A 15,620-nucleotide genomic window follows, 5' to 3' on the forward strand; every position below is an offset into this window, starting at 1 on the left:
AGAGGCGGGGACTGTCGGTGTCTCGACGTAGCCTCGGGAAACGATGATCGACGCACCGCGCACCCCTGAGACCACGCCCGTTCCCGAGGCGTCGCCTCGTCCTGCGCCGATGCCGACCGACCCCGCGCGCCGGCTCGACTGGCGCCGGCTGCGCGGCCCGGCCGCGGTCGTCGCGCTGCTCGCGCTCACCGCGGGCGCCGTCGGCCTGGCGCTCGGGACCGTCGCGGCCGGCCGGATGGCCGCCGACGCGACCGTCCTCGGGCTGGTGCTGCTCGCCGTGTGCGTCGTCGGCGGCGCGGTGTTCGACGGCGTCGGCCAGGTGACCTGGGCGAGCGTCGTGGACCGCGCCGAGGGCAAGCTCCGCAGCGACCTGCTCAGCGCGGCGCTGCGGCAGCCGCTCGCCACGCTCTCCGAGCAGGCGGTCGGCGAGGTGCTCGACCGCGTCGACGACGACACGCACGCCGTCGGCACCCTGGTGCGCCGCCAGCTCTGGGGCGCCGGCCGCACGGTGGTCGGCGTCGTGCCGATGTGGATCATCGCCGGTATCACCTGGTGGCCGGCCTGGCTGCTGTTCCCGGTGCTGGGCGGCATCGTCGCCCTGCTCACCCGGCCCCTGCTCGGTGAGATCGCGCGCCGCAAGGTGATCGAGGAGGCCGCCTGGACCGACCACGCCGCGGCCTTCGAGGAGGGTGTCGCCGCACGGAACGACCTGCGCACCAGCCTGGGCCAGGCGTTCGCCGTGCGCCGCGTCGCGCAGCTCTCGGCGGCCGTGCACCGCAAGTTCCGCGAGGTGGTGCGCGTCGAGGAGCGGCTGCTGCGGCGGGCCGGCCTGGTGATGTACGCGCTGCTCGCCGGCACCGCGGTCACCTGTGCGGTCGTCGCGGCCGGCGGCGGCCTGTCGGTGCAGCAGCTCGTCACGCTGTTCCTGGTCACCGCGATGTTCGTGGGGCAGATGGACAATCTGGTGCACCACCTGCCGGACATCCAGGAAGGCCTCGGCGCGGTGCTGCGCATCCGGCAGATGCTGGAGGTCGAGCCCGAGCCCGAGGGCGGCGACGACCTCCCCGAGGGGCCGCTCAGCCTCGAGCTGCGCGACCTGACCTTCGCCTACGACGAGGACACGTTCGCCCTGAGCGGCGTGGACCTCGTGGTCCCCGCCGGCGAGACCGTGGCCCTCGTGGGGCGCACGGGCTCCGGCAAGTCGACGCTGGCCGCCCTGCTGTCGCGCGCCGTCGAGCCGGAGCGGGGCTCCGTGTTCCTCGGCGGCGCCGACGTGCGCGACCTCGACCTGCAGAAGCTGCGCGGCGCCGTGGGCGTGGTCACGCAGCGCACGGAGATCATCGCGGGCACGCTCGCGGAGAACATCGCGTTGTTCGCCGACGTGCCGCGCGCCGACATCGAGGCAGCGGTCCGCGAGCTCGGCCTGACCGATTGGACCGCCGGCCTGCCCGACGGCCTCGACACGCTGCTCGGCCCCGGTGGCACCACGCTGTCCGCGGGGGAGGAGCAGCTCGTCGCGTTCGCGCGGCTGCTCGTGCGGCACGTGCAGCTCGTCGTGCTCGACGAGGCCACGGCGCGCATGGACCCGCTCACCGAGGCCCGCGTGGTCGCTGCGTCCGACCGACTGCTCTCGGGCCGTACCGGCGTGCTCATCGCGCACCGGCTCGGCACCATCGAGCGTGCCGGCCTGGTGGCGGTGCTCGACCACGGCCGCGTGGTGCAGCAGGGCTCCCGCGCGACGCTCGCCCGGACGCCCGGACCGTTCCGCTCGCTGCTGGAGGCCGGCGCGAGCGACGGGTCGCTGGACGGCTCCGCGGCCGAGCCCACGCTTGCCGTCGCCGCCGAGGTGCGTGCCCAGACGGTCACGGCGTCCGCGGACGGCGAGGCCGACACGGCCGGGCCCGACGTCACCACGACCGGCACGGCCCAGCCCGACGCCGCCCCGCCCGACGCTGTCGGCGGCCGCCGACGGACCGGGACCCCGCCCGACCTGACCCCGCCCGGGGACGGCCCGAGTCTCGCGCGCGGAGTCCTGCACGCGTTGTTCGTCCGCCCGAAGTGGGGCCTGTTCGGCGCGGTCCTGTTCCTCCTGGCGAGCCTGGTGGCGGCCCAGGGCGCCGTCAGCGGGTTCCTGTGGGGCCGCACGGTCGAGGTCGTCGGCACCGGCGAGCTCCCCGTCGGCCTCCTGGTCACGCTCGCCGTGCTGCTGCTCCTGCAGCCGCTCTTCATCTCCCGTGCGCTGGGCGTGTACCCGCGCTGGTGGGTCGAGGTGCTGCTGCGCATCCGGATGTCGGTCATGCACGGCCAGACCCGGCAGTACCGGCTGCCCGCCACGCCGCCCGGCGAGGTGGTGGCCCGGTCCATGGACGCCGACCGGTTCGTGCGGTACGCCGACCGCTGGGTCGACTTCGTCAACGGCCTCGCGATCGTGGCCGTCACGGCCCTGATCAGCGGCACCTGGACCGCCGGCGCCGTGCTGCTCGCGGTCATGGTGGTCTCCGCGGCGGCCTCGGCCATCGGCCGGCCGATCGCCGGCCGCTCCGCCGCCGGGTCCTCGGCGGCCCGTGCGCGGTTCGGCAGGGCGCTCGTCTCGGCGCTCGACTCGGCGCGCACGGTCAAGCTCGCGGCGCGCACGCCCGACGTCCGCCGCCACCTCGGGGAGGTGGACTCGGGGCGGGTCAAGGCCGCGATCTTCGAGCACCGGGTGCAGGCCGTGCTCGACTCGGTGCCGCTGGTGACCCTCTACATCGGCGTCGTCGTGGCCTGGGGCTTCCTGCTGACCGGCACGTGGGACCTGGCCACGACGCTGCTCGTCGCCAACGCCGTGACCGGCTTCGCCTGGTTCGGCGTGGTGGCGGGCGCCGTGGTCACCGAGGCGCCCGGCACCCGCGCCTGGCAGGTCGCGACCGCCCGGTTCGCGGGCGGCACCGACCTGGTCTCGCGCCAGCAGGGTGTGGACCTCGTGACGGGCATTGCCCCCGCCCCGGAGCCGGCGCCGCGCGAGCCCCTCGACCGCCTGGAGCTGCGCCGCCTGACCGCGGTGCACGACGACGGCACGATCGGCGTCTCCGACGTCGACCTCGAGGTGCGCCGCGGCGAGCTCGTGCTGCTGCTCGGCCAGGTCGGCTCGGGCAAGTCGTCGCTGCTCTCCGCGCTGGCCGGGCTCATGGAGCACACCGGTCAGGTCCGGTGGAACGGCACGGAGGTGACGGACGCCCAGGCGTTCCTGCGCCCCGGCCAGGTGGCGCACGTGGCCCAGGTGCCGCGGGTGCTGTCCGGCTCGTTCTCCGACAACGTGCAGCTCGACCACGCCCGCGACATCGACGGCCCCGTCCAGGGCGCGCGCCTCGAGCAGGACATGCGCGACGCCGGTGGCCCGCACGCCCTCGTGGGGCACCGCGGCGTCCGGCTGTCGGGCGGCCAGGTGCAGCGGCTCGCGCTCGCTCGGGCGCTGGCGGCGGACACCGAGCTGCTGCTGGCGGACGACGTCTCCAGCGCGCTGGACGCCTCGACCGAGATCGAGCTGTGGGCCGCCCTGCGGGAGCGGGGCACCACGGTGGTCGGCGCGACGTCCAAGCGTGCGGCGCTCGCCCGTGCCGACCGCGTGGTCGTGCTGGTCGACGGCGCGGTGGCCGATGTCGGCCCGTGGTCGGGTCTGGCCCCGCGGTGGAGCCACCTCGCGGGCTGATCGGGACGCGGGCAGACTCGTTGCCGAGGTGGCGATGAGTCTGCCCGTCCGCCGTCGTCGGACCGGGGGAGAGCCGCGGTGCGGCACGAACGAGGAGATCCCCCATGGCGAAGATCGTGTCCAGCCTGTTCATGGCGCTCGACGGCGTCGTCGAGCCGGACAAGGGCAACTGGCACTTCCCGTACTTCAACGACGAGCTCGGTGCGGCGGTCGACGAGACGCACAACACCGACGTCTTCCTGTTCGGGCGGGTCACCTACGACTCGTTCGCGGGCGCCTGGCCGGAGCGGGAGGAGGCCGGCGGCGAGGACGCCGGGTTCGCCAAGCGGATCGGTGACATCCGCAAGATCGTCGCCTCGCGCAGCCCGCTCGACCTGACCTGGCGCAACTCCGAGCAGCTCCAGGGCGACCTGGTCGAGGCCGTCACCGCGCTGAAGAACGACCCCTCGATCAACACGATCGGCCTGTCGGGCTCCATCTCGGTGGTGCGGCAGCTGCTCGACGCCGGGCTGCTCGACGAGCTGCACCTGTTCGTGCACCCGGCCACCGCGGGCGGGGGTCTGAAGCTGTTCCAGGACGGCGACCCGTCCCGGCCCATGAAGCTCCTGTCGGCCACGCCCTTCCGCACGGGCCTGCTGCACCTGGTCTACACGCCGGACCCGAACCCGCCGACGGGCGGCTATGAGGAGGCCGTGGGCCAGCTTCCCGACGAGTGACGCCGCGGAGCCGCCGTCACCGCGGCGGCTCCACCCGGTGCGGCAGCACGAACACCAGCAGGAACGCCACCACGGCGAGGCTCGCGCTGGTCGCCATCGCCAGGGTCGCGCCGTGAGCGAAGACGTCGGCGACGACCTCCGGCGTCGGGCGGCCGGGCGGGAAGTCGAGCGCCCCGAACAGCACCGAGCCGACGACGGCGATGCCCGCCGCCGAGCCGATCCGCTGCATGGTGCCGATCACGCCCGACGCCGCGCCCGCCTCGTCGCGGTCCACCGTGGCGACGATGAACTGCGCGTTCGGCGCGATGAACAGGCCGCTGCCGATGCCGCCGAGCAACAGCGGGCCCGCCAGGTGCCAGTGGGTCAGGTCGCCGGTCGGGACCAGCCAGAGTACGAGCCACACCGAGACCAGGCCCACGGCGACCATGCCGGTGCCGATCACGAGCACGGTCCGGCCGAGCCGGTGGGACAGCCGCTCGCTCTGCGACGCGCCCGCGATCGACCCGATGGCGAACGGCACCGACACCAGACCCGAGGCCAGTGCGGAGTGGCCCAGCCCGGACTGCCAGAAGATCGAGATGGTGAAGAAGATGCTGGTGAACGCCGCGAAGTAGACCAGCGCGAGGATCACGCCGCCGGTGAAGGCGGGGTGCGAGAACAGGTGCGGCGGCACCAACGGGCTGCCGCTGTGGGCCACGACCCGGCGCTCCCAGAACGCGAACGCGACGAGCAGCAGCAGGCCGCCCGCCAGGGATGCGAAGGTCCACCACGGCCAGCCGGCGTCCTCGCCCTCGATGAGCGGCACCAGGAGGGCGACGAGCGCCACCGAGACGAGCAGCAGCCCCACGACGTCGACGCCGCGCGCGGCGCCCCCGACGACGATCCGCGGCAGCAGTATGAATGCCGCGACCACCGCGATCACGCCGAGCGGCAGGTTGACGAAGAAGATGGACCGCCAGCCCTCGTTCTCGCCGAACGCCTCGATGAGCAGGCCGCCGATGATCGGCCCGAGCGCGGTCGAGAAGCCGATGGCGGCGCCCATCACGGCGAACGCCTTGCCGCGGGTCCGGCCGGTGAACATGAGCTGGATCAGCGCCGTCACGGCCGGGAAGAAGATGCCGCCGCACAGGCCCTGGACCACGCGCGCCACGATCAGCTCCGTGGCTCCCTGGGCCAGGCCGCACCAGAGGCTGGCGAGCGTGAACCCGGCCAGGCCCACGATGAAGACCCACTTGTGGCCCACGCGGTCGCCCACCCGCCCGGCGGGGATCAGGGCCAGGCCGTAGGCCAGTGCGTACCCGGAGATGATCCAGGAGAGCGTGCCCTCCGAGGCGTCGAGCGAGACGCGGATCGTCGGCAGCGCGACGTTGACGATGGTCGTGTCGAGCAGGGCCATCGAGACGCCGAGGATGAGCACCGCGAGCGCGAGCCACGAGCTGCGCGGCGGGGCGTCGGTGTTGTCGCCTGCGGCCGCGGGCACGGGGGAGGTGGTCACGGGAAGGCGCCTCTCGGGGGATGCAGTTACGACAAGATCGTACGGCCGGACCTGCCGCGCGACGTGTCAGACGCTCAGGTCACCCGGGCGACCTGAGCGTCTGACACGTATGTCTAGGGTGGCGCCATGGAACTGACCTTTCGTGAAGCTGAACGGGACGACCTCGAGCGGATCGTCGAGCTCATCGCCGACGACGCCGTCGCGGCCACCCGGACCGGCACCTACGGCCCGGCGCACGTCGCGGGGTTCGAGGCCGTCGCGGCGAGCCCGGACAACGAGCTGGTCGTCGCGGAGTCCGACGGCACGGTGATCGGCGTCATGCAGCTCACGTTCATCCCCGGGATCTCCCGCAACGGTGCCTCCCGGCTCCTGGTGGAGGCCGTGCGGGTGGACAGCGCGCTGCGCGGGCAGGGCATCGGCCGCCTGATGATGGAGCACGCCCACGAGCGCGGCCGGGCGCGGGGCTGCGTGCTGGCCCAGCTGACGTCGGACAAGCAGCGGTCCGAGGCGCACCGCTTCTACCGGAACCTCGGCTACGAGCAGTCGCACGAAGGTTTCAAGCTTCCCCTCTGACAGCGGCGGACATTTCGCGGGCCGCACGAATCGGTCACTCCGGACGCTTGCTGCAAGGTTCTGCAAGCGTTACAGTCGCGCTCGGACCACACGGGTTCCGGACGACGAAGGGGTCATCCATGTCTCGCACCGCGCGCCCGCGCCCGGCTCATCTCCACCCGGCCCGTGGGCCCGCCGCACGGCAGCGTGCGGGTGCGGGGCTGGCCGCTGTCGCCCTGCTGGCCTCCCTCGGGCTCGCGGCCTCGACGTCGACTGCCGCCGGGGCCGTGCCGCACGCCGCCGCGGGGGCCTCCACCGAGGCTGCCCAGGACCGCACCGCCGCCCTGGTCGGCAGCCTCCAGGACGAGCTCGGCTGCGCCGCCGACTGGGACCCGGCGTGCGCCGCCACGGAGCTCGTCGCCCAGGGTGACGGCACCTTCGTGGCCGAGTTCGAGGTCCCCGCGGGCACGTACGAGTACAAGGTCGCCCTGGACGACGCCTGGGACGAGTCCTACGGCCGCGACGGCGGCTCCGAGAACGCGCCCCTGCATCTCGCGGGCGCGGCCCGCGTCCGTGTCACCTACGACGACACGACCCATCGCACCGCGCTGACCCCGCTCACCCTGGCCGGGGACTATACGGAGGCGGACGACGTCCTCGTCCACGACCCCGTGCGCCAGCCGGGCAGCGACGAGCGCTTCTACTTCGTGATGACCGACCGGTTCGCCGACGGCGACCCGGCCAACAACGAGGGCGGCCTCGACGGCGACCGGCTCACGACGGGCTTCGACCCGACCGACAAGGGCTTCTACCAGGGCGGCGACCTCGCGGGTCTGCGGCAGAACCTCGACTACATCGAGGATCTGGGCACCACCGCGATCTGGCTCACCCCGAGCTTCCTCAACCGCCCGGTGCAGGGCTCCGGCACCGACGTCAGCGCCGGGTACCACGGCTACTGGATCACGGACTTCACGCGGATCGACCCGCACCTGGGCACCAACGCCGAGCTGGCGGGGCTGATCGACGACGCCCACGCCCGGGGGCTCAAGGTCTACTTCGACATCATCACCAACCACACGGCCGACGTCGTCGACTACGCCGAGGGCACCTACGACTACGTGGACCAGGCGACCACCCCGTACCGGGACGCCGAGGGCAACCCGTTCGACCCGGCCGACCACGCCGGCACGGGTGACTTCCCCGAGCTCGACGCCGCGACCAGCTTCCCGTACACGCCCGTCGTCGACCCGGCCGACCAGGACGTCAAGGTCCCGGCCTGGCTCAACGACCCCACGCTCTACCACAACCGGGGCAACTCGACGTGGGAGGGCGAGTCGGTCACGTACGGCGACTTCAGCGGCCTCGACGACCTCATGACCGAGCACCCGCGCGTGGTGGACGGCTTCGAGGAGATCTACAAGGCGTGGATCGACCTGGGCATCGACGGGTTCCGGATCGACACGGTCAAGCACGTGAACTTCGAGTTCTGGGAGGAGTGGTCCACCGAGATCCAGGACTACGCCCGGGCGCAGGGCAAGGACGAGTTCTTCACGTTCGGCGAGGTGTACGACGCCGACGCCGCCAAGACCTCCCCGTACGTGCGCCGCACCGACATGAGCTCGGTGCTCGACTTCTCGTTCCAGTCGGCCGCCACGAGCTACGCCAGCGGCAACAGCGCGCAGCGGCTCGCGGACCTGTACGCCTCCGACGACCTGTACACGACGCCGCACAGCAGCGCGTCCGCCCTGCCGACGTTCCTCGGCAACCACGACATGGGGCGCGTCGGCTACATGCTGGCGGGCGCCGAGAACCCGCTGGAGCGCGACGAGCTGGCGCACGAGCTCATGTACCTCACGCGCGGCCAGCCCGTCGTCTACTACGGCGACGAGCAGGGCTTCGCGGGCACCGGCGGCGACAAGGACGCCCGGCAGACCCTGTTCGCCACGCAGGTCGACGAGTACGCCGACCAGCCCCTGGTCACCGGCGAGCAGGCCGGCAGCGTGGACCGCTACGCCACCGACGCGCCGCTCTACGAGCACATCGCCGCCCTGGCCGACCTCCGCGAGGAGCACCCGGCCCTGGCGACCGGCGCCCAGATCGAGCGCTACGCCGAGGACGGCGCCGGGGTCTACGCCTTCTCCCGCGTCGACCGCGGCGAGCAGGTCGAGCACCTGGTCGCCGCCAACAACGCCGCGCAGCAGCGCACGGTCACGTTCGACACGCTCACTCCGGGCGCGACCTTCGCCCCGCTGTACGGCACCGACACCCCGGTCACGGCCGACGCCGACGGCGCGGTCACGCTGACCGTCCCGGCGCGCTCCGCGATCGTGCTGGTCGCGGACCGCACCGTGGGCGCGGACTCGGCCGGTGTCGCCGCCGTCGTCCCCGGGACGAGCGCCCGGCCGGGCGCCGCGGTGACCGGTGTGGCCCCCGTGGCCGCCGGGATCGACGACGCCTGGGCGGAGACCTCGTTCGCCTGGCGTGCCGTGGGCACCGAGGAGTGGCACGACCTCGGCACCGCCGAGGACACATCCCCGCGCGTCTTCCACGACGTCTCCGCGAACGGCGCCGACCTGCCCCAGGGCACGCTGGTCGAGTACCGCGCGGTCACCCGCGACGCGGACGGTGACCGCACCGCGGCCAGCTCGTACGCGTCGGTCGGCGTGGACGTGAGCGGCGTCGTCGACGACCCCACGGACCCCGACGTCGACCTGGTCACCGTGCCCGGCTCGCACAACAGCGAGATGGGCTGCGCCGGGGACTGGACGCCGGACTGCGAGGCCGCGCGCCTCACCCTCGCCGACGACGGCACCTACACCGGCACGTTCGAGCTGCCTGCCGGCTCCTACGAGTTCAAGGTGGCGATCAACGGCTCCTGGGCCGAGAACTACGGCGCCGACGGCGTGCGGGACGGCGCCAACATCGCCTACTCGACCGGCGGCGGCCCGGTCACCTTCACCTGGGACCCGGAGACCAAGGTACCGTCCGTGCAGGTCGGCACCCCGGGCACGCCCGGCGAGGGCCAGCAGGCCGCGCACTGGGTGCGGCAGGGCCTCGTCCTGGTCCCGGCCGCCGGCTTCGGCTCCGGGGACACCTGGGCCCTGGAGACGGAGGCGGGGTCGTACGCCTTGACCCCGGGCGACGTGCCCGCCGACGTGGCCGAGGACTTCCCGCACCTGGCCGGGTACCTCGCCCTGGAGGCCGAGGGCCTGACCCGGGCCGAGGCGACGTCGGCCCTCACCGGGGCGCTGCGCCTGACGCGGCACGACGGCGACACCCTGACCGCCGCCACCGGCGTGCAGATCCCCGGCGTGCTGGACGACCTGTTCGCGACCGACCGCGCCCTGGGCGTGACCTGGCCCGACGGCGGGCACGGGCGCGGCGGCAAGGGCAGCAAGGGCGCCTCGTTCGCGCTCTGGGCCCCCACCGCCCGCGCCGTGACGCTCCAGGCCTGGCCCGCGGGCCGCTCGCTGGACGCCGAGCCGCGCACCTTCGCGATGACCCGGCAGCAGGACGGCGCCTGGACGCTCGACGGCGCCCGCGCCACCCGGTCCCTGAGCCTGTCGAAGGGCGACTGGCGTGGCGACTGGCGGGGCGCCCGTTACCGCTACGCCGTCGAGGTGTACGTGCCGAGCACCGGCCAGGTCGAGACCAACGTGGTGACCGACCCGTACTCGGTCGGCCTCACGCTCGACTCGACCCACTCGGTCGCCGTCGACCTCGACGACACCGAGTGGCAGCCCAGGGCCTGGCGGAGCACGCCCGCGCCGCGGGTGGAGCGCGCCGTGGACCAGACCATCTACGAGCTGCACGTGCGTGACTTCTCCAGCTCCGACGAGACCGTGCCCGCCCGCCTGCGCGGCACCTACGGTGCCTTCGGGGTCAAGGGCTCGGACGGCATGCGGCACCTGCGCTCGCTGGCCGACGCCGGGCTCACGACCGTGCACCTGCTGCCCACGTTCGACATCGCGTCGATCCCCGAGGACCGGGCCGACCAGGCCACCACGGGCGACCTGTCCGGGTTCGCGCCCGATGGCACGGAGCAGCAGGCCGCCGTCGGCGAGGTGCAGGGGAGCGACGCCTTCAACTGGGGCTACGACCCGTACCACTTCATGGCCCCGGAGGGCTCCTACGCGGTCGAGGCGAACGGCGGCGCGCGCGTCGCCGAGTTCCGCTCGATGGTCGGCAACCTGCACGGCGCCGGGCTCCAGGTGGTGCTCGACCAGGTGTTCAACCACACGGCGGCGTCGGGCCAGGACCCGAAGTCGGTGCTGGACCGCGTGGTGCCCGGCTACTACCACCGGCTGAACGCGACCACGGGCGCCGTCGAGACGAGCACCTGCTGCCAGAACGTCGCCACCGAGCACGCCATGGCGAGCAAGCTGATGGTGGACTCCGTGGTCACCTGGGCCCGCGACTACCACGTGGACGGGTTCCGGTTCGACCTGATGGGGCACCACTCGCGCGCGAACATGGAGGCCGTGCGGGCAGCGCTCGACGAGCTCACGCTGCGGCGCGACGGGGTGGACGGCACGAGCGTGTACCTGTACGGCGAGGGCTGGGACTTCGGCGAGGTCGCGGGCAACGCCCGGTTCGAGCAGGCCACGCAGGGCCAGCTCGGCGGCACCGGCATCGGCACCTTCAGCGACCGCCTGCGCGACGCCGTCCACGGCGGATCGCCCGTCGACGGGGCATCCCTGTTCGCGCAGGGCTTCGGCACCGGCCTGTTCACCGACCCGAACGGGCGGGACGCGCGGCTGGAGGACCCGGCGTCGGTCAACGACGGCGGCGCCGACGAGGCAGCCGATCTGGCGCACCAGACCGACCTGGTGAAGCTCGGGCTGGCCGGCAACCTGCGCGCCTACGAGGTCACCACCTCGACCGGGGAGCGGGTCCGGGGTGACGAGCTGGACTACCGGGGCGCGCCCGCGGGCTACGCGGACTCGCCGGAGGAGGTCGTCACGTACGTGGACGCGCACGACAACGAGACGCTGTTCGACCTGCTCGCCCTGAAGCTGCCGGCGGACACCCCGATGTCGGACCGGGTGCGGATGAACACGGTCTCGCTGGCCACGGCGGCGCTGTCGCAGTCGCCCTCGTTCTGGCACGCGGGCACCGACCTGCTGCGCTCCAAGTCCCTGGACCGCAACTCGTTCGACTCGGGCGACTGGTTCAACACGATCGACTGGTCGGGGCAGGACAACGGGTTCGGGCGCGGCCTGCCGATGGCGGCCGACAACGAGGACAAGTGGCCGTACCAGCGGCCCCTGCTCGCCGACGCCGCGCTCAAGCCGGATGCCGACGACATCGGATTCGCGGCGGCCCAGTCGCGTGAGCTGCTGGAGCTGCGGCACTCGACCGAGCTGTTCCGCCTGGGCTCCGCGGACCTGATCGAGCAGAAGGTGACGTTCCCCGGCTCCGGGCCGGACGCCGTCCCCGGCGTCATCACGATGTCGATCGACGACCGGGCGGGCCGGACCGACGTCGACCGGAAGCTGGACGGCGTGCTGGTGGTGTTCAACGCGTCGCCGGACGCGGCCACGGTCGATGTGCCGGAGCTCGCCGGCCGGGACTACGCGCTGTCACGCATCCAGGCGCGCGGGGCGGACGCCGTCGTGCGGCAGACCACCTGGGACCGCAGGAACGGGACGGTCACGGTCCCGCCCCGCACGGTAGCGGTCCTGACGGACCCCCGGGGCCGCTGAGCGCACTGAGCGGCTGCTCACCAGGTGGGCGGTGACCGTAACTCGCGGAGTTGCGGTCACCGCCCGCCTGCTGAGCAGCCGCTCACCTGTCTCCCCCCCCGGGCAGCGGGGGGTGACAGCGCTGACAATTGTTCGGCGGTGGACCTTGACTCGGACCCGCCTGGGGTGAATCGTGTGCGTCAGTTGGTCCGGCGACGTAGCCGGCCTCGCACGACGCAAGGGAGCTTCATGCGCACGGCACGATTCCTCATCGCACCCGTCACCGCGGCGGCACTCGCCCTCTCGCTCGGTGCCTGTGGCTCCGGCGGAGGCGGCTCGGACTCCTCCACGATCAAGATCGCCTACCAGAAATTCGGCAACTTCACGCAGGCCGACGAGCTGTTCAAGGACGTCAAGGCCGACTACGAGAAGGCCAACCCCGACATCACCGTCGAGCTCGTGCCCATCGAGGCGCAGCAGAACGACTACTTCACCAAGCTCGCCCTGATGAACCGGTCGCCGAGCACCGCACCGGACGTCATGTACGAGGACACGTACATGATCAAGTCCGACGTCGAGGCCGGGTACCTGGCGCCGCTGGACGACTACCTGGCCGAGTGGGACGAGTGGGACCAGTTCGTCGACAGCGCCAAGGAGGCCGGCGCGGGCGACGACGGCAAGACCTACGGCGTCTCCATGGGTACCGACACGCGCGGCCTGTGGTTCAACAAGGACGTGCTCGCCAAGGCGGGCCTGCCGGAGGACTGGGCGCCGAAGTCGTGGGACGAGCTGCTGGAGGCGGCCCGGGCCATCAAGGAGTCCGACCCCGACGTCGTCCCGTTCAACATGTACTCCGGCAAGCCGCAGGGTGAGGCCGCGGTGATGCAGGGCTTCGAGATGCTCCTGTACGGCACCGGCGACACCCTCTACGAGGACGGCAAGTGGGTGCTCGGCTCGCAGGGCTTCGTCGACAGCCTCGACTTCATCACCACCGTGTTCACCGAGGGGCTCGCGCCCACGCCGCAGCAGGCGCTCGACACCAACATCGGCAACACCGTGCAGGCCGAGTGGCTGCCCGAGGGCAAGGTCGGCATCGCGCTCGACGGCTCCTGGGTGGCGGGCAACTGGCTCGAGTCCGGCGTCGCGCCGTGGCCCGAGTGGTCGGAGAAGATGGGCACCGCGCCCATGCCCACGCAGGACGGCGCCGCGCCCGGCGCGGTCAGCATGTCGGGCGGCTGGACGCTCGCGATGGGCTCCGGCTCCAAGAACCCGGACGCCGCGTTCGAGTTCATCTCGATGGCCCTGAACCGCGAGAACTCCCTCTGGTTCGACGTCGCGAACAGCCAGATCGCGGTCCGGACCGACGTCGCCGAGGACCCCGAGTACACCGCGACCAACCCGACCACCGAGTTCTTCACCGGCCTCGTCGACGTGACCAACTTCCGGCCCGCGACGTCGGACTACCCGAAGGTCTCCAACGAGATCATGGTCGCGATGGAGGCCGTGATGACCGGCCAGCAGACACCGGAGGAGGCGGCTGCCGCCTACGACGATGCGGTGACGGGCATCGTCGGCGAAGAGAACACGGTCCAGGGCTGACCTGATGGCCGTCTCGTCCCGCGGCGTGGCGCGGGTGGTTCCGCTCGCGCCCGCCGTCGTCCTGCTCGCGCTCTTCATGCTCGGCCCCGTGATCTGGTCGTTCTACGGCTCGTTCACGAACACCGCGCTCACCGGGCCCACCGCTCTGAACCCGGAGTGGATCGGGTTCGACAACTACGTGGCGCTGATCGGCGACCCCGACTTCCCCAAGTCGCTGTGGCTCACCGTCGTGTTCGTGTTCCTCTCCGCCGTGGTGGGACAGAACGTGATGGGCATCGCCCTGGCCGGCCTGCTCCGGTCGGCGGTCAAGCCCGTGCGCTCGATCGCCTCGACGGTCGTCGTGGCGGCCTGGGTGCTGCCCGAGATCGTGGCGGCGTTCGCCGCGTACGCGTTCTTCCACTCCGAGGGCACGCTCAACACGCTGCTCGGCGGCATCGGGATCACGGGGCCGGACTGGCTCTACTCGACCCCGATGCTCGCGGTGATCCTCGCCAACATCTGGCGCGGCACGGCCTTCTCGATGATGGTCTACTCGGCCGCGCTCGCGGAGGTACCCCCCGAGCTCACCGAGGCCGCCCAGCTCGACGGCGCGAACGGGCTGCAACGGCTCGCCTGGGTGACCCTCCCGGTCATCCGGCGCAGCATCTCGACCAACCTGATGCTCACCACGCTGCAGACGCTGTCGGTGTTCACGCTGATCTACGTGATGACCGGTGGGGGACCCGGCACGGACAGCTCGACCCTGCCGATCCTGGCCTACCAGGAGGCGTTCAAGTTCGCGCAGGTCGGCTACGGCACGGCCATCGCGACCGTGATGATCATCGTGGGCGGGATCTTCTCCGTGATCTACATCCGCGCGCTCCGACCGGAGGTGGACTGATGACGGACACGATGACGAGGCCCGCCGCGCCGGCCCGTCGCGGCGCAGGCGCGGGCCAGCTCGCCGCGCCCCGCGGCACGGCGACCAAGGTGGCCGCGAACCTGGTGCTGCTCGTGATCGCCCTGTGCTTCGTGCTCCCGATGGCATGGGTGGTCGTCGCGTCGTTCGACGCGCAGGCGACGCTCTCCTTCGGGCTGCCCGACGCCGTGACCACAGCGAACTTCGCCGCGATCATGACGCCGGAGCTCACCTGGCTGCCGCTGTGGAACGCGTTCGTGCTGTCCGCGGGGTCCGGGGCCATCACGGTGGTGGTCGCGGTGCTCGCGGCCTACCCGCTGTCGCGCTACCGCATGCGGTTCGGCAAGTACTTCCTGTACTCGGTGCTGTTCGGCACCTGCCTGCCGATCACGGCGATCATGGTCCCGGTGTACGCGCTGTTCGTGCAGCTCAACCTGCTGGACTCGCTGCCGGGGACCATCTTCTTCATGGCGGCGACCTCACTGCCCATGGCGATCTGGATGACCAAGAACTTCATGGACTCGGTGCCGATCTCGCTGGAGGAGGCGGCGTGGACCGAGGGGGCGTCCGCGATGCAGGCGCTGCGCCGCGTGGTGCTTCCGCTCATGCGGCCCGGCATCGCCGTGGTGTTCATCTTCGTGTTCGTGCAGGCCTGGGGGAACTTCTTCGTCCCGTTCGTGCTCCTGCTCTCCCCGGAGAAGCAGCCGGCGGCCGTGAGCATCTTCGCGTTCTTCGGCCAGTACGGGTCGGTCGCCTACGGGCAGCTCGCCGCGTACTCGCTGCTCTACGCCGCGCCGGTGCTCGGCCTGTACGTGCTGGTCACCCGCATCTCGGGCTCGGCCTTCGCCCTGGCGGGCGCGGTCAAGGGCTGAGCCGCTGGGCTGGGTAGGCCGGCCCGGATGATCGGCAGAATGTCAGGTGGTCGGCAGCTCGGACTGCCGACCACCTGACATTCTGCCGACCACCCGGCTGCGCCCACCTGCGCCGG

The 15,620-nt window shown here is 72.3% G+C and carries 8 protein-coding genes; 7 read left to right on the forward strand and 1 reads right to left on the reverse strand.

From position 1 onward, the window contains the following. The first annotated feature begins 43 nt into the window (after window positions 1-43). Both ACZ7LE_RS04985 and ACZ7LE_RS04990 read left to right on the forward strand, forming a co-directional pair. Window positions 44-3,688: an ATP-binding cassette domain-containing protein gene (locus ACZ7LE_RS04985; RefSeq protein ID WP_470402213.1), complete on the forward strand. Its 3,645-nt coding sequence runs from the start codon at window positions 44-46 to the stop codon at window positions 3,686-3,688. Window positions 3,689-3,792: 104 nt separating this feature from the next. Continuing rightward, window positions 3,793-4,404, forward strand: a complete 612-nt coding sequence (locus ACZ7LE_RS04990; RefSeq protein ID WP_470402214.1) for a dihydrofolate reductase family protein — start codon at window positions 3,793-3,795, stop codon at window positions 4,402-4,404. A 16-nt stretch (window positions 4,405-4,420) separates the two neighbouring features. Here the strand turns inward: ACZ7LE_RS04990 and ACZ7LE_RS04995 are convergent, their stop codons facing one another. After that, window positions 4,421-5,899 (reverse strand): MFS transporter, encoded by a 1,479-nt coding sequence (locus ACZ7LE_RS04995; RefSeq protein WP_470402215.1) that lies wholly within the window; start codon window positions 5,897-5,899, stop codon window positions 4,421-4,423. 126 nt (window positions 5,900-6,025) lie between these two features. Between ACZ7LE_RS04995 and ACZ7LE_RS05000 the strand changes: the two genes are divergently transcribed. The 5 genes from ACZ7LE_RS05000 to ACZ7LE_RS05020 all read left to right on the forward strand — a co-directional run bounded on the left by ACZ7LE_RS05000 (window position 6,026) and on the right by ACZ7LE_RS05020 (window position 15,504). Then, window positions 6,026-6,472, forward strand: a complete 447-nt coding sequence (locus ACZ7LE_RS05000) for a GNAT family N-acetyltransferase (RefSeq protein ID WP_470402216.1) — start codon at window positions 6,026-6,028, stop codon at window positions 6,470-6,472. A 119-nt stretch (window positions 6,473-6,591) separates the two neighbouring features. Next, window positions 6,592-12,156 carry a pullulanase-type alpha-1,6-glucosidase gene (gene pulA, locus ACZ7LE_RS05005; RefSeq protein WP_470402217.1) on the forward strand — a complete coding sequence of 1,855 codons (5,565 nt, stop codon included), beginning with the start codon at window positions 6,592-6,594 and terminating at the stop codon, window positions 12,154-12,156. A 228-nt stretch (window positions 12,157-12,384) separates the two neighbouring features. After that, the gene (locus ACZ7LE_RS05010) at window positions 12,385-13,734 is read left to right on the forward strand and encodes an extracellular solute-binding protein (protein WP_470402218.1); all 1,350 of its coding nucleotides are present in this window, start codon (window positions 12,385-12,387) and stop codon (window positions 13,732-13,734) included. A 4-nt stretch (window positions 13,735-13,738) separates the two neighbouring features. Beyond that, window positions 13,739-14,614, forward strand: coding sequence for a carbohydrate ABC transporter permease (locus ACZ7LE_RS05015; protein ID WP_285103182.1), 876 nt, complete (start codon window positions 13,739-13,741; stop codon window positions 14,612-14,614). Further along, window positions 14,614-15,504 carry a carbohydrate ABC transporter permease gene (locus ACZ7LE_RS05020; RefSeq protein WP_470402219.1) on the forward strand — a complete coding sequence of 297 codons (891 nt, stop codon included), beginning with the start codon at window positions 14,614-14,616 and terminating at the stop codon, window positions 15,502-15,504. The genes ACZ7LE_RS05015 and ACZ7LE_RS05020 overlap by 1 nt, the downstream gene beginning before the upstream one ends. The last annotated feature ends 116 nt before the right edge of the window (window positions 15,505-15,620 follow it).

It is taken from the genome of Promicromonospora sp. NPDC110617 (genome assembly GCF_055598465.1).

Excerpts from the sequence above, each read along its gene's own strand:
- ACZ7LE_RS04985 (WP_470402213.1), top strand. The coding sequence starts at position 44 with ATGATCGACGCACCGCGCACCCCTGAGACCACGCCCGTTCCCGAGGCG.
- ACZ7LE_RS04990 (WP_470402214.1), top strand. The coding sequence starts at position 3,793 with ATGGCGAAGATCGTGTCCAGCCTGTTCATGGCGCTCGACGGCGTCGTC.
- ACZ7LE_RS05000 (WP_470402216.1), top strand. The coding sequence starts at position 6,026 with ATGGAACTGACCTTTCGTGAAGCTGAACGGGACGACCTCGAGCGGATC.
- pulA (WP_470402217.1), top strand. The coding sequence starts at position 6,592 with ATGTCTCGCACCGCGCGCCCGCGCCCGGCTCATCTCCACCCGGCCCGT.
- ACZ7LE_RS05010 (WP_470402218.1), top strand. The coding sequence starts at position 12,385 with ATGCGCACGGCACGATTCCTCATCGCACCCGTCACCGCGGCGGCACTC.
- ACZ7LE_RS05015 (WP_285103182.1), top strand. The coding sequence starts at position 13,739 with ATGGCCGTCTCGTCCCGCGGCGTGGCGCGGGTGGTTCCGCTCGCGCCC.
- ACZ7LE_RS05020 (WP_470402219.1), top strand. The coding sequence starts at position 14,614 with ATGACGGACACGATGACGAGGCCCGCCGCGCCGGCCCGTCGCGGCGCA.